Here is a 19,490-nt window from a genome sequence, read left to right on the forward strand (position 1 = left end):
TTTAAGTTGCAAACCATCCTTGAGGGTTACGACATTGCCAGGTCTCTGGAGGCTGACTTGTGATCAAGAGACAGGCCAGTGTGCTGCCTTTTTTATTTTCAGCCCTCAACCACCAGCTTAGTCAGCGTTAGCATTTGTTTTTTGTACATGCACTTCACATCGCTCTGATGGCCTCACCAAACTTCCTGCCGCAGTGAATTTTTTCTGACATCGAACGGAAGTTCCTGAACGCCGTTCAGAATTAACAAAATTTAAGGTTATGCATTGGTACTTAGCGATGCGCTGCGCGTATTAGCGTCGATAATTTACAGGCAGGTAGCGCAATATGAAATTTCTGGCAGCAGTGTTAAGCAGTGTTTTTCTTTCCGGGTGTTCAGTGTTTGGCGCCAATGGCGTTGAGTCTGCGCCCTATACGGTGATAGAGGCAGATGAGGATAACAATATTGAAGTGCGCCATTACGACCCGATGGTCCTCGTCTCCGCGAGTATGGATGAGCGGAGTGAAAACAACGCGTTCAGAAAACTCTTTCGCTATATTTCCGGCAACAACCGGGGCGATACTGAGATAGCCATGACCGCGCCGGTATTCATGGATGACGATACCAAAGGCAAAGAGATAGCGATGACGGCTCCGGTGTTTATGGCGGAAAATACCCGTGAACCTTCTATGTCTTTCGTGATGCCTGCTGATTTCACCCTCGAAACCACGCCACAGCCAACTGACGACAGCCTGACAGTGAGCGAAGTCAGAAATTTTAAGGCGGTGGCTATTACATTCAGTGGATTGTTAAGCGACAGCAATGTCGATGAACACACCGCGATTTTGCGCAAATGGCTTGAAAACACTGACTACCAAGCCGCGGGTGAGCCTGTCAAAGCAGGCTATGACGGGCCAATGACGCTGCCGTTTTTGCGTCATAACGAAGTACTGATCCCAATTAAGTAACCGGCAGGTGATCAATGCTGCCCGCTGCGAAGGCTAAAGTAGTGTCACTGCGCAGGTGTTCGGTGACGGCAGAAGGCAGAAAAGGGCCTGCCTGCTTTGTATAAAGCAACACAGAACGTACTGAAAAACGTACTATATTAAGCACATGACCGGACTACAGACTGTGGTTCGGTTAAGATGAGAGACATCACGATGAAAACCTTTCCACGCTTATTGTTAACGCTTGCTACCTGTATTGGCATTTCACCTATCGCTATTGCGCAGGAAAACAGGCCCGTTTTAGTGCCATTACCTTCACTGGACGACTTTACCAGAGGTGAAGATGGCTGGGCGTTCGGTCTTGGCGCGGGTATCGAGTATGAGTCTGCGTACGAAGGCGCGGAGGAATTTGGCCTTGAAGCTGACCCTGCCGGCGCTGTTCAGTGGCGAAGCGGTGACAATATTTTCTACTGGGCAGGAGAAGCGCTTGGCTGGCGCGGCCTGCGCTCGGATACATGGCTATTTGAAGCCACGGTAGCGTTTGAAGAAGGGCGTGAGGAAAGCGACTCGGACGACGGCTATCTGGATGGGCTTGGAGAAGGTGAAGAGGGCGTTGAATTAGTGTTGCAAGCGCGCCGCGCCTTTCAGACTGACTGGCGTTACTGGCTGGATGGCCGGGTTGTGGCCGGAGAAAACGGCAATCAGGCCTTACTGGGGGCAGGATACCGGTTTGGTGCCCAAAATGACGGAACGGGATCGGAAATCGCCGTTGCTGTTGTCTTTCATGACAGTGACTACGCTAATAAAGATTTCGGCGTGACGGCCGCGCAATCTGGTGCATCTGGATTACCTGAAACGAACCTGAGCGGGGGCTTTCGTTCCATCGGATTCAATTACAACTACCGCAATAATCTCACCGCGAACTGGCAGATTTTTGGCGAAGCGGTTATCGAGTATTACAGCAGCGATGTTCAGGATAGCCCCATTGTGCGCAGAGACTATGAAGCCGAGGTTGGCATTGGGGTTATCTACATTTTCTAACCCCACGTTATTCGCGCGCAACGTCGGTGGTCCTGCAGCCCGTTTACGCTTTCTTCAGACTGGCTTGATAAAAGTCGGATTACTCTCTCTGGGTGAGTAACCATCATCGCGGGTTGCCATCAGGTTAATGCTGATAGCAATCATGTGACAGAGCGTTGGCCACCAAAGCGCGGCAACGCAACGGGTTAAGTGCAGACAAACGTCAGTGTCGCACCCGAAGCGGATGCAGGGTAAGCAGCGCGGCTGATGCCATCGAAAGCTAGTGAGAAAGCGTTCACTAGCTAAAAAAAACGGCCACTCGCGAAGCGGGTAGCCGTTTGTTCAATCCGAAAAGCGGTGACTAGTCGTCGCTGGCTTCTTTTTGTGCTTCTTCAAAGACGTCATTCAGGTACATCGCCATTCGTACGCCCGCCATTTGCAGTCTGCGCTTTGCGGTAGGCAGATGGTTGTACAGATAGTCGTAGCTCATGTTATTCGCATCTTCAGGGTAAATGGTATCGCGAATTTCAGTGCTTTCCGTGATCCAGTCTTCAGGGTTGGTCGTGGCCCAGTCGCGAATATCCTGTGAAGTGATCTTGTCCGTCAACCAGGTCGTCCACTCTGAATAAGACAGGTCACGCTGATCCAGCATTTGTGAATCCCATACGCGGTGCAGGTTTGAGTCCTGCCAGAAAAAGCGAACCTTTACATCGTTGCCACCACGATCGGTGCCGTTACCTGCATGTAGCGGCTGATGCAGATCGCCGATAATGTGAACCACAAAGCGCAACGCCAGTTGCTTGTCTTCCTTACTGGCAGACGGATCTTTGAGGGTTGCAGTGAAGCGTTCCAGCGCTGTATACGCGTCGCCTACATCGGGGGCGTCTACGTCATGGTAATGTTTGCCTTCCGGCACAGTCACATAGTGCCAGGGTGAGGCTGTGCGCTGCCAGAATTCACTGGGGTCTGAACGCATTTCGTCGGCATAGGTGGAAGCCTCGGCCAGCGACGAACCCGGAAGCAGGTCCATTATCGCGGCATGACTAAGCGGGCTTAAGTACTGCTCGGCAATAGCGCCGGTAACGCGGTGGCCAATCTGACCCCAACCAAAGGCGGGAGCGCTGATAATTAGGGTGGATAGCAGGCTAAGCGTTACTGCGAAAGTCCGGTTTGCAAACGCTGACATCATTTTTCCTCTGTGTGTTTTTTAGTGTCATATCCCCACCGGGCAACCAGACTCTGGTCAATGCCGATGTGGTCAAGAATACGGGCGACAACGAAGTCGACCAGATCCTCAATGGTTTCTGGATTGTGATAAAAGCCGGGAGCGGCGGGCATAATTGTCGCACCCATCTGTGACAGTTTTAACATGTTTTCCAGATGAATCGACGAAAGTGGCATTTCCCGCGGTACAAGCAATAACTGTCCGCGTTCCTTCAAAACGACATCAGCCGCACGCTCTATCAGGTTATCGCTGGCGCCTACGGCAATAGAAGACAGGGTGCCGGTGGAGCATGGGCACACAATCATTGTGTGAGGCGCCGCTGACCCGGAGGCAACTGGCGAAAACCATTCTTCTTTACCAAATACCTGAATCTGCCCCGGTCTGGCATTGCAGTGTTCAGATAAAAACGCGGCGGCATCGTCTGGCCGCGAGGGAATCTTCAGCTTTTCTTCCGTCGCAAACACAACTTTCGCGGCTGAAGAAATCAGCACGTACACGTCTTTGTTAGCTTTCACCAGCGAGGCAAGCAGCTTTAACGCGTAGGGCGCGCCTGATGCGCCGGTAATTGCCAGCGTGACGCGATCATCTTGTTTCATTTGTACTCCCCGGATAATGCATCAATCAGGCGCTGGTGGATCCCTTCGAAGCCGCCATTACTCATTACCAGCACGTGGTCACCGACACTGGCTTCTGTTGCGACTGTCTGCACGATATCTTCAACGTTATCGAAACAGCGCGCGGGTGTCGGGCTGTGCGCTGCCGCGTCTTGTAACGACCAGCTCAGCGACGCTGGCTGATAGACAAAAACACTGTCAGCATCCTGCCAGGATTGCGCCAGTGTGTCTTTATGAACGCCCATTTTCATCGTATTTGAACGTGGCTCTAATACCGCCAGGATCCGTGCGTTGCCAACCTTTTTGCGCAAACCGTCGATGGTGGTTGCGATGGCTGTCGGATGATGCGCAAAATCGTCATAAACAGTAATGCCATTAACAGCGCCCTTGGTTTCCATGCGCCGCTTGACGTTTTTAAAGGTGCTCAGTGCGCTGATGGCATCCTGCACCTGCACGCCGGCATGATGGGCGGCAGCAATCGCCATCAGGGCGTTATCAACGTTATGTTGGCCCAACAGCGACCAGTGTACGTCACCCACGTTTTCTCCTTTGTAGAAAACGGTGAAAGCACTGCCATCAGCAGCAAGCAACTCTGCAAGCCAGTCTTTGCCAATAAACTGTTGTTCGGACCAGCAGCCTTTTTCCAGCGTTGCATTAAGCGCATCGTCGCTAATTGGTGACAAAATCAGGCCGTTGCCGGGTACCATACGGATCAGGTGATGAAACTGAGTCTGAATAGCCCCAAGATCAGCAAAGATATCAGCGTGATCAAACTCGAGGTTATTCATGATCAGTGTTTTGGGACGATAGTGAACAAACTTAGAGCGCTTATCGAAAAAGGCGCTGTCATACTCATCGGCCTCAATAACGAAAAACGGGCTGTCGCCTGTGCGCGCAGAAATACCAAAATTTTCAGGGATCCCGCCAATCAGGAAACCGGGATTTAGACCCGCCTCTTCCAGGATCCACGCTACCATGCTGCTGGTCGTCGTTTTACCATGTGTTCCGGCTACGCCGATAACCCAGCGATCCGTGAGCAGATTCTCCAAAAGCCATTGTGGCCCGCTGGTGTAAGGCAGGTTACGGTTTAGCACATACTCTACCGCAGGGTTGCCCCGGGACATCGCATTGCCAATGACGACCATATCAGGCTGTGGTTCGAACTGAGTCACATCGTAGCCCTCGGTCAGGGTAATACCCAGCGCTTCAAGCTGTGTGCTCATGGGGGGATAAACATTGGTGTCTGAGCCTGTCACCTTGTGCCCCAGTGACTTTGCGATAGCGGCGATACCGCCCATAAAGCTGCCGCAAATCCCTAGAATATGTACGTGCATACGTGATTTGTCATTTAACTGAAAAGCCTTTGATGTCTGTTACTGTATCAGAACCGGTCCGATGTTCGAATAACTCATTTCCTTCACCCACTATTCACGGTTACAATCTAAGCAGTTGTTGCAAGCCGGAAATTTTTCTCGTCCCGATGCGCTACGCAGGGTTATGGCATTCCTTCGTCTGAATGCGATTGCCAGATTATGCATAGTCAGGGCCAGAAATGGACGGCGGGCGGCACAGGTATTGCTACCCATGTGAGTACGGACGGCTTGCATGCCATTACCTCTTTACCCTACAAATAAAAAGGCTTTAGCACACAATGAAACGATTAAACTCCCAGTTACAACATGACGGCGCACCGTTAGAGCTCATTCTGCTCATTCGCACGCTGCTCGCAGGCTGTAAGGAAATCTCTTTCCGAGTCAGTCAGGGCGCGTTAGCGGGCGTTTTGGGTTCTACTCTGTCAGAGAATGTTCAGGGTGAGACACAGAAAAAGCTGGATGTGATTTCCAACCAAATCCTGAAAGATACACTACGTGAGTCAGGTTATGTGAAAGCGATCTCTTCCGAAGAAGAAGATGACGTAGTGCCATGTAACCCCGAAGGAAAATACCTGGTTAGCTTTGACCCTCTGGATGGTTCATCGAATACCGAGATTAACAGCTTAATCGGTACCATATTTTCAATTACGCATGCGCCGCAGTGGATGGAGCCGAATGACCCATCTGCGTTTTTACAGCCGGGCACACAGATGGTCGCAGCCGGTTATGTGTTGTACGGCCCATCAACGATGTTAGCACTCACTACTGGTCGCGGAACGCATATCTATACCCTGGATAAAACCCACGGTGGCTTCCTGCTGACACACCCGAATATTCAGGTGCCGGAAGACACTGCGGAGTTTGCCATTAACGCCTCGAACCAGCGTCACTGGGAACCCCCCATGCAGAACTACATTGCTGATCTGATGGCGGGTGAAGAAGGCCCTCGTGGGAAAAATTACAATATGCGATGGGTCGCTGCTATGGTCGGCGATATTCACCGCGTATTGTGTCGTGGTGGTATCTTCATGTATCCGTTTGATAAACGGAATCCATCTATCCCCGGTAAACTGCGACTATTATATGAAGCCAATCCCATGGCGTTTCTGATGGAACAGGCCGGTGGGCTGGCGAATACAGGAGAAGGACGTATTCTGGAAGTGATGCCGGAAGAAATTCATCAGCGAGTACCGACCTTACTGGGCTCAAAAAATGAAATTGAGGCCTGCCTGAGCTATTACGCACAGGAAAAATAGCGGGAACGGGCGAAAAATGCGCGGCAATAGTACGACATCGGTCGTAAAGCGTTTTTATTTTGCCGCGCTGCCCGTATACTTAGCGCATCTTATTTTTTGATTACAATAAAGGACCTGATAATGAGCTTAAACGCCGTTCCTGCGGGCAAAAACCTGCCTGATGAAGTGAATGTCATCATCGAGATCCCAGCACACGCGGATCCGGTAAAGTACGAAGTCGACAAAGACTCTGGTGCCATGTTCGTTGACCGTTTCATGGCAACCTGCATGCACTATCCAGTTAACTACGGCTATGTGCCTAACACACTGTCAGAAGATGGTGACCCGGTAGACGTGCTAGTTATCACGCCTTTCCCGCTACTGAGTGGCTCTGTGATCCGTTGTCGTCCGGTTGGTGTGCTGAACATGACTGACGAGTCAGGTAAAGATGCAAAAGTATTAGCAGTACCTGTAGACAAACTGTCTACCATCTACCGCGACGTGAAAGAAATCAATGATGTGCCTGAGCTGACGCTTAAGCAAATTGAGCACTTCTTTGAGCACTATAAAGATCTTGAGCCTGGTAAGTGGGTAAAAGTTGACGGTTGGGCAGATGCCGCCGCGGCAAAAGACGAAATTACCGGCAGCGTGAAGCGTTACGAAGACGATAAGTAACCGCTAACGATTATCAAAAAAAGGCCCACAAGGGCCTTTTTTTATTGCTTCGGTGGCTGTTGTATGATGCAAAGCTCCTGACTTGCTAAACTTCCTCCGTAACTGGTGGTCTGCTTTCATAGTGTAAATACAGGTTCACTCAACAGACCACTTAAAGTGAGTTGCAGTGTACGTGTTGTCACTAATGTCGGGTAAGATAACGCTCTTTATTTCCGTCCCACGTTTTCGAGGTAGAGGCTGATGAAATTTCCCGCCCACGGGCATTATCGCCTGAGACTTTGTAATAATATTTTTTTACTTAATGCCTATGACTCCTGGAATAAGGAAACTGCAGAAGCGTTGTTTGATGACATGGAAAGATTACTTGCAAAAAGCGACATTGAGTCGTTCGCCAAAATTATTGATGCGACAGAGTGGGCACTGGGTACGCCGGAATTTGAACGTTTCGCGAAAGAAGGTATTGCCGACCTGTATAATCATGGATTGAAGAAAGAGGCTTATATCGTCGGCTCGGGCGGCTGGAAGCGTGAACAGCTATTGCGTATTACCGCAGACAGAAATGAAACACAGCGTCGTTTCTTCACCAATAAGCGGCATGCTCTGTTGTGGCTGAAGTCTGAGGGATTTAGTCTTTCGTAAGCCGACACCGCTGAGATTAGCCGTCATGCGGTCGGCTCAGAACGTCACTTGCTTTCACACCCGACGGTTATGTAGATCAGTGAAAAGGCTGAAGCCGGCGGTGTACCGTACAATGCAAAACCTGATTAACTTTTGGAGTATTTATGAAACCCTGGCGTTATATGATGCTGTTAGCAACATTCCTGCTAATGCCTGCCGTGAACGCGGATGAAGCGAAAGAAGTCTATTGGGAAGATTTGGTGCCAGAAGGCTTTAATGAACTTCCGCCACCGCCAGTTTCTCACGATGGTAAGATGACGCAGGTACAACCTGATGCTCCGGTCGTGGAAAAGTACGACGGGCAACGGGTGAAAATCCCTGGCTTTGTGGTGCCGCTGGAAGGCACCGCAGAGCTGACTACCGAATTTTTGCTGGTGCCCTTTTTCGGAGCCTGTATACATGTCCCGCCTCCGCCTTCAAACCAGATTGTTTATGTGAAGTTTTCTGAGGGCGTGCCGATAGACAACCTATACGACGCGATCTGGGTTACTGGAGTGCTTTCTACTGACGGTTGGTCTGGTGAAATTGCAACAGTAGGCTATCGTTTAGAAGGGGAGACCGTCGAGCCTTTTTAATTTGGCCGTTAATTGTCTGAAAAAGGCTGGTTGTTCTGTTTTTCGTTTTGCTGACATTTTTGTAGCAATAAGGATAATGGATAACACTTCCCGGTAGGTTCATAATTGCGCATAGTTTTTGCTGTTTTTTTAAGGGGATGGAATGAACTTCCTTAACAGGCTATCCATTGCACAGAAGCTTTATCTGATACCCATTATCAGTACCATTGCCTTTCTGATTTATCTGGCGATCACCTCGGTTACTGCACTAAATAACGTGGCATTACTCGATGATGCCCGAAATGTGCAGTTTCCTGCACTCAGTCATTCCCGTACTGCACTTTTCAATATGGAAAATGTTAAAAACACCCTGAGCAGCGCGGTGACAACCGGCGATGAGGATGCGCTTGAACGAGCGGGAGAGCAGGCGAACACGACGGTTGAACAGCTTGAGGCCATAACCCGGGTTAACCCGGCACTTTCGGCGCAGGCCCGCGATATTCTGGATAGCTTTGAAAGTTATTACACGGTGGCGTTTGATATCAGCAGCTCGATGATAGATGGCACCGCTGACTACAGCAAACTGGCAGCCCGTTCAGAGAAGATGAATGCCTCGTTTGATGAGGCTACATCGACACTACGTAGTTTCATTGCCGCTCGCGAACAAGCCTTTGAACAGGCCATTGACGAATCAAACAGTGCCGCGCACGGACTCATCACGGTGGGAATTATTGTTGGCATCATTTCGACTATTGTGCTGTTCGCTTTTGCTATCCCGATCGTCCTGAATCTGCGCGGCTCGGTGGCGGACGTGGTCAATTCACTGCGCAATATTGCCCAGGAAGAAGGCGACCTGACAGTCCGTCTGCAAACCAGAAACAAAGATGAAGTGGGCGAGCTGGTGCACTGGTTCAACGAATTTATTACCAAATTGCAAAATGTAGTACGTGATATCGGGGATGCCTCGAACCCTCTGTCGGCACTGGCGAATAATCTTAATCAGGTGTCCGGCCATACCCGGAATACGATTGATGCACAGCAGCGCTCAGCTGAGGAAGCTAAGCACTCAGTGAATAACCTTACCCACAGTGTCGATGAAGTGGCACACAGCGCGTCAGAAGCTGCCGGTGCTGCGGCAGATGCCACCCGTGCAGCCAGTGATGGTCAGCAGGTGGTCAATCAAACCGTAACCAGTATTCAGAACCTTGCACAAAGTGTAGATGACACCGCAGAGGTGATCCGCAAGCTTGAGGCTGACTCCAACAAAGTCGGAGTGGTACTGGACGTAATTAAGGGTATCGCCGAACAAACTAATCTGCTGGCGCTGAATGCCGCCATTGAGGCAGCACGTGCCGGAGAGCAGGGCAGAGGCTTTGCCGTCGTCGCAGACGAAGTTCGTACTCTGGCATCACGCACCCAGCAGTCCACAGAAGAAATTCAGCAAACCATTGAACAGTTGCAGGGCGCCGCACGTTCTGCGGTATCGGTGATGGCAAGAGGAACTGAGCTTGCCGCCAGCAGTGTCGAAGAAGCCAATAAAGCCGGTTCAAGCCTGACGGAAATAAACGATACGATTTCACGGATCACGGCGATGAACGACCAGATAGCTGGCTCGACTGGAGAGCAGCAGCAGGTGGCGCAGTCAATATCCCGCAGCGTTGACGATATTAACGGGCGTACCGGAGACACGGCAAAAAGTGCCGAGCAACTGGGTGAGGTCAGTCGTTCTCTGGAGCAGCTTGCCAGCGACTTTGCTCGCATCATGCAACAATTTCGTTACTGATCGGCAGGCCACCGGGCAGTTGTTAATGCGCTGACGGCGCGTTTGCCTGCCGGCGTGTTTTTTATCAGGAGTCTGTCAGATCCACGGTAAGTGAAACGCTGGCAGTCTTCGTAGAATTTTTCATCTCTTCACAGTCGTCACAGCCTGAATCATCAGGTAATATACGGCTTTGATGCACTAATAATCTATGGTACCGCGTTGTATTATTTATCAAAATTTCTGAGCGTGTCGCTTCTGGCTCTGATAGCTTTGCCTGGTCATGCGGTATCAGCTGAACCCGTGAAAATGTATTACGGTATGTCGGATTTTTCTGCCAAGCTGGAAAATGAGACTTACGACGGCGCCCTGTATGTATCTTACCGGTTATTGCTGAATGAACTGGATGCGCCCCTGGATTTCATTTACGCCCCCTACAAACGAACACAAAGGCTGTTAACCGAAGCCGAGCCGGCCTGCACATTTTATGCGCTAAAAACCGCGCCCCGGGAGCAAGCGCATTATTTTTCGTTGCCCCTGACCTTTTTGTCGACGCCGCGATTGTATATTCGTGGTGACAAACCACTGGATGATGACCTGCTTAATGAAAACGGTGAGCTTAAGTCACTGGAGGCGTTTTTTGATGCGAAACCGGATGCGCTGATGCTGCTGATTGACGGCGTAAGCTATGGGGATGCGCTTGATAGTCGGCTTGCAGCCCTGTCTGAACGCAATATTGTAAAGCGGGCCAGTGGCGATCGGCATAACAAACTGTCCGGCATGTTTTTCCGTGACAGAGTCGATATCGCACTAATCTACCCCCAGGAAGTGAAACAACACCTGGCTTTGAATCCGGAAGATACCGAGCCGTTTCAGTCCTATGTCATTGCCGGCGTTCCTGCGACAACCAGTGGTTACATTATGTGTAATCAGTATCCGCAAACAGAGGCACTTATCGCAAGAGTAAATCAGGCGTTGATGCGCCTGTATGACACGACTGCATTTATCGAAGGGCAGCTTCGTCACTCACCGGGATCTGAATTTCCCGTGTTAGAAGCGGCCATCCTGGAGGCGAAGCAGCTGTCCGCAAAAGAATAGCGGGCGGAAATCTCCGCCCGGTTGCTTGTTGACTCACTTACTTTCGTGATGCTTATTAGTTGCCACCCTGCCAGGATGAGTATTACCTGCCGGCAACGACCTGCGCTGACCGTGCATCATTTCGGATTGGTATATATTTGCTCTGCGCGGTTAAACAGCAACCAGGAGGTCAGGATATACTTGTCGTTGCTTTTGGGGATTTGACCTCGGTGGGTGTGTGTGAAATAGGCAGGGGCAATAACCATGCGGCCTGCTTTTGGTTTCACTGACCGGTTCTGATAGTAAAAGTCAGTTTCACCGCCGTCTTCCACATCATTCAGATAAAACATAAACAGTAGCAGTCGGTGCAGTGGCTCGTTATGTGGCAGTTGCGGATAGACCTCCGAATGCCAGTACGGATAGCCGCCTTCACCAGCCTTATAACGTTGCGCGTTAACCTGTCCAATCCTGAACAGATAGTTCATTAAATTCGGCAAATTAGGCTTGCCGACTTCTTCAAAGTTTTCCCCTGTCATTTTCACAGGCTCGCCGGTTTTCGGGTGGCGTACGGTTAATCCGATAGGGCCTACCAGCGCAAAGTAATGTTCCTCGATGTACTTCAGCAGCTGGTCACCGGTTTTCTGGATAACTTGTTTAAACAACGGCGCGAACTCTGGCTTCTCGCTGAAAGAGACATCCGTGCTGTTCTTTTTATCCAGATCAACACCACCGCCGGTGCGACCGGCATATAAATTCGGGCTGCTCTCAAACTGAGTGATAATTTCCTGGCACAATGCCGGGTCCAGCACATCATCAATAACGCGGATGAAATCAGTAGGCTGAGAGTTACTCATCATTTTCCTCCCACATGATTTCACTTAGCATCTGGCGCACGTCATCCGGAATAGGAACGGATTTCTGGGTGTTGTAATCAAAGTGCACCATGGTGGTGATGCCACGGGAGCACCGTTTGCCGTTTTGCCACAGCTCTTGCAGCACATCAAACGAGCTTGAGCCAATACGGCTGGCATAGGTTTTCACGGTTACCGGCTCACCGTAGAAAATCTGAGCCAGAAAATCGATTTTGTAACTGGCGACAATTAACGGCCAGTTTTTCAGATCCATTTCAGGCGTAAAAAAACGGAAGATGGGTTCGCGGGCAGATTCAAACCAACCTGCTAACACGGTATTGCTTACGTGGGCCAGCGCATCGGTTTCGTAAAATCGAACATCGAATGTCGATTCCAAAGAAGATTTCTCGGTCATTGCTTGCTCTTATTGTCCTGACGCAGTGATAGGGAAAATCTCACTGTATCAGAAGGCAAAAGTAAAAGCAGTAGATGGCCATGGGTGCAGGAAAAACAGAAAGGCGAAAGGCTGTGGCTATGCGCTAAAGGCAGAAATAAATCATACCAATCCGCAATAACGTGTGCTCACTCAGCGGCATTCCTCTCTCTCTAAGCTGATCACACATCATTACGGATTGGTGTAAGGGTAGCGGCAGCACGCTGCCACTACCCGCTTCATTGGCTTAGCGGTTCAGTAACGGTTTCAGGAAGTGGCCTGTATGTGAGGCCTTATCTTCAGCGATGTCTTCCGGCGTACCCTGCGCAATGATTTCGCCGCCGCCCGAGCCCCCTTCAGGTCCCAGGTCGACTATCCAGTCTGCGGTTTTTATCACATCCAGGTTGTGCTCTATCACCACGACTGTGTTGCCGTGATCACGCAGCCTGTGCAGCACGGCAAGCAACTGTTTAATATCATGAAAGTGCAGCCCTGTGGTTGGCTCATCCAGAATATAAAGCGTCTGGCCGGTGTCGCGTTTCGACAGTTCCTTCGCCAGCTTCACCCGTTGAGCTTCACCCCCTGACAGGGTGGTTGCTGACTGGCCCAGTCGAATGTACGCCAGGCCCACATCCATCAGCGTCTGCAGTTTTCGTGCGATGGCCGGGATGGGATCGAAGAAGGTACGGGCTTCCTCAACTGTCATCTCAAGCACTTCATGAATGTTTTTGTCTTTGTATTTCACTTCCAGCGTTTCGCGATTGTAACGTTTGCCTTTACATACATCGCAAGGCACGTAGACATCCGGCAGGAAGTGCATTTCCACTTTAATAACGCCGTCACCCTGACAGGCCTCGCAGCGACCGCCTTTTACGTTAAAACTGAACCGGCCTGGCTTGTAGCCGCGTGAGCGGGCTTCCTGTGTACCGGCAAACATCTCACGGATAGGGGTGAAAATTCCGGCATAGGTTGCCGGGTTAGAACGCGGAGTTCTGCCGATCGGGCTCTGGTCGATATCCACGACCTTGTCGAGATGCTCCAGGCCTTCCATGCTTTTATGCGCAGCAGGTTCGGCGGTAGTGGCTTTATTCAGCTCGCGGTGTGCAATTTTATAGAAGGTATCATTAATCAGTGTCGACTTACCCGAGCCGGATACGCCGGTCACGCAGGTCATTAAACCAACCGGAATATTCAGATCGACTGATTTAAGGTTGTTACCTGTGGCGCCTGTCAGTGATAGCCATTTTTTCTTATCGGCCTTATGACGCTTCTCGGGCACATCAATTTTCTCTCTACCAGACAAGTACTTCCCGGTAAGTGAGTCTTCACTGTCGAGGATGTCCTGAAGTGAGCCCTGAGCAATAATTTCGCCACCATGGACACCGGCACCCGGACCGATATCCACAATAAAATCGGCTTCACGGATTGCATCTTCGTCGTGTTCGACAACAAGCACGGTATTGCCAAGGTCACGTAAATGAGTAAGTGTCTTTAACAGACGCTCATTGTCGCGCTGGTGCAGGCCAATAGACGGTTCATCCAGCACGTACATCACGCCTACCAGGCCAGCACCTATCTGGCTGGCCAGACGAATACGCTGAGCTTCACCGCCTGATAAGGTGTCTGCACTGCGGCTAAGTGTTAAGTAGTTCAGCCCGACGTTGACCAGAAAGCGAAGGCGGTCGAGAATTTCTTTTAAGATTTTCTCGGCAATTTGCCCACGCTGTCCGCTGAGTTCGAGATTTTCAAAAAATGAAAACGCGCCGGCAATCGACATGTCGGAAATTTCAGGCAGGTTGGTTTCCTGAATGAAAACATTGCGCGCCTCAAGACGAAGCCTCGACCCGTTACAGCTGCTACAGGGTTGCTGGCTTAAATATTTCGCCAGTTCTTCACGAACTGCATTCGATTCAGTTTCGCGATAGCGACGTTCCATGTTTGGAATCACGCCTTCAAAGGGGTGCTTACGCTCCATGATGTCGCCGCGCTCGTTAATGTATTTGAACGTCAGCGATTTGCCTTTAGAACCGTAAAGCACCACATCTTTGTGTGTGTCAGAGAACGAGCCGAAGGGCTTGCTCAAATCAAACCCATAATGATCGGCGACGGCCTGAAGCATCTGAAAATAGTAATAGCTGCGTTTATCCCATCCACGAATAGCGCCACCGGATAAACTGAGTTCATCATTGCCGACTACCCGGGAGGGATCGAAAAACTGCCGCGTTCCCAAACCATCGCAGGTAGGGCAGGCACCGGCCGGGTTATTGAACGAGAACATTCTGGGTTCCAGTTCACTGATGCTGTAACCACAGTGCGGGCAGGCAAAGTTCGCTGAAAATACCACTTCTTCTGCATCAGCATCATCCATATCCGCGACAACGGCATTGCCGTTGGCAAGATGCAGCGCGGTTTCGAAAGACTCAGAGAGACGCAGTGCAATGTCATCACGTACTTTAAAACGGTCGATAACCACTTCGATGGTGTGCTTTTTGTGCAAATCCAGTGTCGGAGGATCTGAGAGATCGCAGACCTCACCGTCAATACGTGCACGAATAAAACCCTGCGCAGATAAATTCTGCAGTGTTTTTACATGCTCCCCTTTACGATCTTTAACGATAGGGGCCAGCAGCATGAGTTTGCTGCCTTCGGGCATAGCCAGCACTTTATCTACCATTTGGGAAATGGTCTGCGCGTCCAGCGGTACATCATGATCCGGACAGCGCGGTGTTCCCACACGGGCAAACATCAGACGAAGGTAATCGTAAATCTCTGTAATCGTACCCACTGTCGAGCGCGGGTTGTGAGAGGTTGACTTCTGCTCGATAGAGATAGCCGGAGACAGCCCTTCAATGTGGTCGACATCTGGTTTTTCCATCATCGACAAAAACTGGCGCGCATACGCAGACAAGGACTCGACGTAGCGTCGCTGGCCTTCTGCATACAGCGTATCGAATGCCAGGGAGGATTTTCCCGAACCGGATAAGCCGGTTATCACCACGAGCTTGTCGCGGGGAAGCGTTAAATCGATGTTTTTCAGATTGTGGGTGCGGGCACCGCGTATTTCGATTTTGTCCATTTAAGCCTGCGTGTGGAAAAAAGAGTCAGTATGCCATAGCTGGCAACGAAAATAATCCTAAACCTGTATAAAAAAACAGATAGGGGAAGCCGTATGACAGTGGATGTTCTGTCGCGCTTCGCGATGCAGTGTAATACCGGCTGGCACCACTATTTGATCAGTTCGCTGGTGTACACACCCGCTGTTTGTGGCCAGCTTCGGTATCGCTGCAACCGATGCGACAGGCAGAAATGGAGACGTTACGATTGAAAAACAACCTTTTGGAACAATATAGCCTGAATAAGGCACCGGCAGGAGTTGCTGCAGTCTTAACCGCATCTTCCCTGGCGGACGTGACATACTGCGCCGTAATAACCACATAGTCGTACAGGCAATTTATGTTACACTTCGCGCCCACAATTATTCAGAGGTAACCGTCGGTTTGAACGCATTGGAAGTACGCGCAGCACTGGCTTTAGCCATTGTTTACGTGCTGCGCATGTTAGGTTTGTTTATGGTAATGCCCGTGTTGGCCGTCGCCGCCATGGACTATCCTGATTACTCACCGCTTTTAGTGGGACTGGCTGTGGGCGGTTATGGCCTGACACAGGCAGCGCTGCAAATTCCAATGGGCATGATGTCAGATCGATGGGGCCGCAAACCCGTTATATTGTTTGGCCTGACCGTCTTCGCTATCGGCAGTTTCATCGCCGCGCAGGCCGACACAATGGCGTGGCTTATCGTCGGACGGATCTTACAGGGCGCGGGGGCTATCGCAGGCGCTATTATGGCACTGGCAACCGATGTCAGCCGCGAGTCTCAACGCGCTAAAGTGCTTGCAATCATCGGTATTGCTATCGGTTTTTCTTTCTATCTGGCCGTATTGCTGGGCCCCATGATTGCCGAATCCTGGGGCATGGCTGGCATTTTCGCTATCACAGGCATGCTGGCGGTAGCCTGTATGCCGCTGATAGTATGGGTAGTACCTACCGGAACCCTGTTAAGCAGTGGCGACACCCTGCCTCAGAAGGGGCAGGTCAGACGATTAATTGCGTCCTCTCAGTTGTGGCGGCTGAACGTCAGCGTAATGTTGTTGCATATGATGATTACGCTGCTGTTTGTGCAGTTGCCGGTCACGTTACTGCATTTTGATATGACGCTGGACAGCCACTGGACCCTGTATTTACCTGTGCTTGGTGCGTCTGTTATCGGGCTTATTGTCATGATGGGGGCAGCGCGCGGCAAGACACCAAAAAGCCTGTTGCTGATCAGTGTACTGATGATGGCTGTGGCGTTCGGAATGATGAGTGCGCAGGATCATGCCTGGTGGGTAGTCGTGGTGGCTATTATTTTATTCTTTACCGGCTTTAATTATCTTGAAGCCAATTTCCCGGCCCTGGTTTCAAGCATTGCACCGGCCGGTGAAAAGGGTACTGCGATGGGAATCTATGCCAGTTTTCAGTTCTTTGGCGCCTTCCTCGGTGGTGTACTATCGGGTGTGGTGACGGATATCTGGACGCCGGCGACGGCTTATCTGGTGGGGGCTGTGGCAGCCGCGCTCTGGTTGCTTATTGTGTCCGGGATTAACGAAGTCAGCCGAGTAAAACGGGTAATGATGAACGCCCGTTTTTCTGACTCTCAAACCGCGTCGCTGAAATCCAGTCTGGCTACTGTGCCGGGGGTGTTGGAAATTACGCTAAGCAGTGAAGAGGGCGCGGTGTATCTGAAGGTCGACAGAGACTTTGATGCAACACAGGCCAGGCAGATACTTGCCTCTGCATAAGCCTTCTCAGCCCTTTTTCTTATGTCGCAACACTGTCGAAAAACGCGTGAATAGCTTGTTATTCAGGCGTCATTTTGTCATATTAATTGTAATATAATAGCAACAAGTATCAGGAACGTTATGACTATCACTTCAACTCCTTCTGCTAATGCCATCAGGGTGCTGGCGGTCGATGCCGTGCAGAAAGCGAATTCAGGTCATCCGGGCGCGCCTATGGGCATGGCCGACATTGCAAAAGTGTTATGGCAGGATTTTCTGTCGCACAATCCAAAAGATCCGTCGTGGGCGAACCGCGATCGTTTCGTGCTTTCCAACGGCCACGGTTCAATGCTGCAATATGCGCTGCTGCACTTAAGCGGCTACGACGTCAGCATGGAAGATCTTAAACAGTTCAGGCAGTTGCACTCCAAAACGCCGGGGCATCCTGAGTTCGGATATACGCCAGGTGTAGAAACCACTACCGGGCCGCTGGGTGCTGGCATAGCGAACGCAGTCGGTATGGCAATTGCCGAGAAAACCCTGAGCGCGCAGTTTAACCGCGAAGGCTTTCCGGTAGTCGACCACTACACTTATTGCTTTTTAGGTGATGGTTGCCTGATGGAAGGGATTTCGCACGAAGTCTGTTCACTGGCAGGAACGCTGGGTCTGGGTAAGCTGATTGCGTTTTGGGACGACAACGGCATTTCCATTGACGGTGAAGTTGAAGGCTGGTTTACCGATGATACGGCAAAACGCTTTGAATCCTACGGCTGGCATGTCATTAAAGGCATTGATGGCCACAGTGAAGCAGACATCACTGCGGCAATTGAACTGGCGCGCTCGGTAACAGACAAGCCAACCATGATTTGCTGTAAAACCCTGATTGGCTTTGGCTCACCAAACAAATCCGGTAGCCATGCCTGTCACGGTGCCCCGCTGGGTGATGATGAAATTGCAGAAGTAAGAAAGTCACTGGGCTGGACGCACGGTCCTTTCGAAGTCCCTGACGATGTGTATGCACAATGGGATGCCACGGCGAAGGGAGCGGAGAAACAAACGGACTGGGATACACTATTTGCCGACTACGCGAAGGCACATCCACAGCTGGCCAAAGAGTTTACCCGGCGTGTGATTAAGGGTGAGTTACCTGAAAACTTTAATGCAGTGGCAGACGATTTTGTCCGCAGTGCGCAGGCATCAATGGAAAACATTGCTACCCGTAAAGCCTCGCAAAATGCCATCGGCTTCTTTGCCAAGCAGTTACCTGAAATCATCGGCGGCTCTGCGGATCTGGCCGGCTCAAACCTCACATTGTGGCCAGAAGCGAAAGGCATCGAAACCGACGCTGATGGCAACTACATCTATTACGGTGTGCGCGAATTCGGCATGAGCGCCATCATGAACGGTATTGCGTTGCATGGCGGTTTCGTGCCTTTCGGCGCTACATTCCTGATGTTTATGGAATATGCGCGAAACGCAGTGCGTATGGCCTCACTGATGAAAGCGAAAAGCCTGTTCGTATATACCCACGATTCAATCGGACAGGGCGAAGACGGCCCGACGCACCAACCGATTGAACAACTTGCGAATCTGCGCATGACACCCAATCTGACAACCTGGCGTCCTTGTGATGCGGCCGAAACCGCTGAAGCGTGGAGACAGGCGTTGATTAAACAGGATGGCCCCAGCGCGCTGGTGTTTACCCGTCAGGGCACCAAAGCCATGGAGCGCAGCGAAGCACAGCTTAAAGATATCGCCAAAGGCGGTTATGTGCTGAAAGACTGCGCCGGCACGCCCGATGTTATTCTGATTGCAACAGGTTCAGAAGTGGCCCTTGTCGTGGAAGCCGCAAATACGCTTTCAGCGGACGGCAATAAGGTCCGTGTGATTTCCATGCCCAGTACCACAGCGTTTGATGCGCAGAGCAAAGACTATCAGCAGTCAGTACTACCAGCGGGTGTACCGAAGCTGGCAGTCGAGGCCGCGCATGTGGACTTCTGGCGTAAGTATGTCGGTCTGGAAGGCGACGTTGTGGGCATGACCACGTTTGGTGAATCTGCACCTGGTGGCGAACTGCTTAAACACTTTGGTTTTACGGCTGAGAATGTCGCAGAAAAAGCGAAGGCGTTAATCGGCTAACCGCAGTATTGCAATACATAAAAAAGGCACTCCGCAGAGCTGTCTCTTATACACAAATCCCTGCTAAGTAATTAGTGGGGATTTTTTTTGAACTCTATTTACCAAGCTTGATCAG

16 protein-coding genes are annotated in these 19,490 nt (G+C 50.8%); 10 read left to right on the top strand and 6 right to left on the bottom strand.

Features of this window, described 5'->3' with window-relative positions:
- Positions 1-325: 325 nt before the first annotated feature.
- Both JKP77_RS21150 and JKP77_RS21155 read left to right on the top strand, forming a co-directional pair.
- On the top strand, positions 326-946 hold the full coding sequence (locus tag JKP77_RS21150; protein ID WP_218313166.1) for an SOUL family heme-binding protein: 621 nt from the start codon (positions 326-328) through the stop codon (positions 944-946).
- Between the two features lie 192 nt (positions 947-1,138).
- Positions 1,139-1,966, top strand: coding sequence for a MipA/OmpV family protein (locus JKP77_RS21155; protein ID WP_218313167.1), 828 nt, complete (start codon positions 1,139-1,141; stop codon positions 1,964-1,966).
- A gap of 340 nt (positions 1,967-2,306) precedes the next feature.
- Here JKP77_RS21155 and JKP77_RS21160 read toward each other — a convergent pair whose 3' ends face one another.
- From JKP77_RS21160 to mpl, 3 genes are read right to left on the bottom strand one after another with little or no spacing between them, the layout of a single operon-like run.
- Complete coding sequence (locus JKP77_RS21160; RefSeq protein WP_218313180.1) at positions 2,307-3,131, bottom strand: S1/P1 nuclease; 825 nt, start codon at positions 3,129-3,131, stop codon at positions 2,307-2,309.
- Positions 3,131-3,766, bottom strand: a complete 636-nt coding sequence (locus tag JKP77_RS21165; protein WP_218313168.1) for a flavin prenyltransferase UbiX — start codon at positions 3,764-3,766, stop codon at positions 3,131-3,133. Before JKP77_RS21165 ends, JKP77_RS21160 begins: the two co-directional genes overlap by 1 nt.
- Positions 3,763-5,118 (bottom strand): UDP-N-acetylmuramate:L-alanyl-gamma-D-glutamyl-meso-diaminopimelate ligase, encoded by a 1,356-nt coding sequence (mpl, locus tag JKP77_RS21170; protein ID WP_218313169.1) that lies wholly within the window; start codon positions 5,116-5,118, stop codon positions 3,763-3,765. Before mpl ends, JKP77_RS21165 begins: the two co-directional genes overlap by 4 nt.
- Positions 5,119-5,435: 317 nt before the next feature.
- On the opposite strand from mpl, the gene JKP77_RS21175 reads away from it, so the two are divergent.
- From JKP77_RS21175 to JKP77_RS21200, 6 genes are all read left to right on the top strand, one after another.
- Complete coding sequence (locus JKP77_RS21175) at positions 5,436-6,413, top strand: class 1 fructose-bisphosphatase (RefSeq protein WP_218313170.1); 978 nt, start codon at positions 5,436-5,438, stop codon at positions 6,411-6,413.
- A gap of 120 nt (positions 6,414-6,533) precedes the next feature.
- Positions 6,534-7,067, top strand: a complete 534-nt coding sequence (gene ppa / locus JKP77_RS21180; protein WP_218313171.1) for an inorganic diphosphatase — start codon at positions 6,534-6,536, stop codon at positions 7,065-7,067.
- A gap of 240 nt (positions 7,068-7,307) precedes the next feature.
- Positions 7,308-7,706, top strand: coding sequence for a hypothetical protein (locus tag JKP77_RS21185; protein WP_218313172.1), 399 nt, complete (start codon positions 7,308-7,310; stop codon positions 7,704-7,706).
- A 143-nt stretch (positions 7,707-7,849) separates the two neighbouring features.
- A complete protein-coding gene (locus tag JKP77_RS21190; protein ID WP_218313173.1) occupies positions 7,850-8,320 on the top strand; it encodes a DUF3299 domain-containing protein in 471 nt (156 codons plus the stop codon).
- Between the two features lie 142 nt (positions 8,321-8,462).
- Positions 8,463-10,082 carry a methyl-accepting chemotaxis protein gene (locus JKP77_RS21195; protein WP_218313174.1) on the top strand — a complete coding sequence of 540 codons (1,620 nt, stop codon included), beginning with the start codon at positions 8,463-8,465 and terminating at the stop codon, positions 10,080-10,082.
- 279 nt (positions 10,083-10,361) lie between these two features.
- The gene (locus JKP77_RS21200) at positions 10,362-11,156 is read left to right on the top strand and encodes a hypothetical protein (protein WP_218313175.1); all 795 of its coding nucleotides are present in this window, start codon (positions 10,362-10,364) and stop codon (positions 11,154-11,156) included.
- 116 nt (positions 11,157-11,272) lie between these two features.
- On the opposite strand, the gene JKP77_RS21205 is transcribed toward JKP77_RS21200, so the two are convergent.
- From JKP77_RS21205 to uvrA, 3 genes are all read right to left on the bottom strand, one after another.
- Positions 11,273-11,992, bottom strand: a complete 720-nt coding sequence (locus JKP77_RS21205; RefSeq protein ID WP_420840085.1) for a 2OG-Fe(II) oxygenase — start codon at positions 11,990-11,992, stop codon at positions 11,273-11,275.
- Complete coding sequence (locus tag JKP77_RS21210; RefSeq protein WP_218313176.1) at positions 11,982-12,401, bottom strand: acyl-CoA thioesterase; 420 nt, start codon at positions 12,399-12,401, stop codon at positions 11,982-11,984. The genes JKP77_RS21205 and JKP77_RS21210 overlap by 11 nt, the downstream gene beginning before the upstream one ends.
- Before the next feature lie 265 nt (positions 12,402-12,666).
- Positions 12,667-15,495 carry an excinuclease ABC subunit UvrA gene (uvrA, locus tag JKP77_RS21215; RefSeq protein WP_218313177.1) on the bottom strand — a complete coding sequence of 943 codons (2,829 nt, stop codon included), beginning with the start codon at positions 15,493-15,495 and terminating at the stop codon, positions 12,667-12,669.
- 421 nt (positions 15,496-15,916) lie between these two features.
- Here uvrA and JKP77_RS21220 point away from each other — a divergent pair, with 421 nt between their 5' ends.
- Positions 15,917-17,257, top strand: coding sequence for an MFS transporter (locus tag JKP77_RS21220; protein WP_218313178.1), 1,341 nt, complete (start codon positions 15,917-15,919; stop codon positions 17,255-17,257).
- A gap of 120 nt (positions 17,258-17,377) precedes the next feature.
- Positions 17,378-19,375, top strand: coding sequence for a transketolase (gene tkt, locus JKP77_RS21225; protein WP_218313179.1), 1,998 nt, complete (start codon positions 17,378-17,380; stop codon positions 19,373-19,375).
- The last annotated feature ends 115 nt before the right edge of the window (positions 19,376-19,490 follow it).

This window comes from Alteromonas antoniana, from assembly GCF_019249295.1.
GTDB classification, from domain to species: Bacteria; Pseudomonadota; Gammaproteobacteria; order Enterobacterales; family Alteromonadaceae; genus Alteromonas; species Alteromonas antoniana.

What these genes read in the sequence shown, in the direction of transcription:
- JKP77_RS21155 (WP_218313167.1), top strand. Translation starts at nt 1,139, where the DNA reads ATGAAAACCTTTCCACGCTTATTGTTAACGCTTGCTACCTGTATTGGC.
- JKP77_RS21165 (WP_218313168.1), bottom strand. Translation starts at nt 3,766, where the DNA reads ATGAAACAAGATGATCGCGTCACGCTGGCAATTACCGGCGCATCAGGC.
- tkt (WP_218313179.1), top strand. Translation starts at nt 17,378, where the DNA reads ATGACTATCACTTCAACTCCTTCTGCTAATGCCATCAGGGTGCTGGCG.
- JKP77_RS21150 (WP_218313166.1), top strand. Translation starts at nt 326, where the DNA reads ATGAAATTTCTGGCAGCAGTGTTAAGCAGTGTTTTTCTTTCCGGGTGT.
- JKP77_RS21190 (WP_218313173.1), top strand. Translation starts at nt 7,850, where the DNA reads ATGAAACCCTGGCGTTATATGATGCTGTTAGCAACATTCCTGCTAATG.
- ppa (WP_218313171.1), top strand. Translation starts at nt 6,534, where the DNA reads ATGAGCTTAAACGCCGTTCCTGCGGGCAAAAACCTGCCTGATGAAGTG.
- uvrA (WP_218313177.1), bottom strand. Translation starts at nt 15,495, where the DNA reads ATGGACAAAATCGAAATACGCGGTGCCCGCACCCACAATCTGAAAAAC.
- JKP77_RS21175 (WP_218313170.1), top strand. Translation starts at nt 5,436, where the DNA reads ATGAAACGATTAAACTCCCAGTTACAACATGACGGCGCACCGTTAGAG.
- mpl (WP_218313169.1), bottom strand. Translation starts at nt 5,118, where the DNA reads ATGCACGTACATATTCTAGGGATTTGCGGCAGCTTTATGGGCGGTATC.
- JKP77_RS21195 (WP_218313174.1), top strand. Translation starts at nt 8,463, where the DNA reads ATGAACTTCCTTAACAGGCTATCCATTGCACAGAAGCTTTATCTGATA.
- JKP77_RS21205 (WP_420840085.1), bottom strand. Translation starts at nt 11,992, where the DNA reads ATGATGAGTAACTCTCAGCCTACTGATTTCATCCGCGTTATTGATGAT.
- JKP77_RS21185 (WP_218313172.1), top strand. Translation starts at nt 7,308, where the DNA reads ATGAAATTTCCCGCCCACGGGCATTATCGCCTGAGACTTTGTAATAAT.
- JKP77_RS21160 (WP_218313180.1), bottom strand. Translation starts at nt 3,131, where the DNA reads ATGTCAGCGTTTGCAAACCGGACTTTCGCAGTAACGCTTAGCCTGCTA.
- JKP77_RS21210 (WP_218313176.1), bottom strand. Translation starts at nt 12,401, where the DNA reads ATGACCGAGAAATCTTCTTTGGAATCGACATTCGATGTTCGATTTTAC.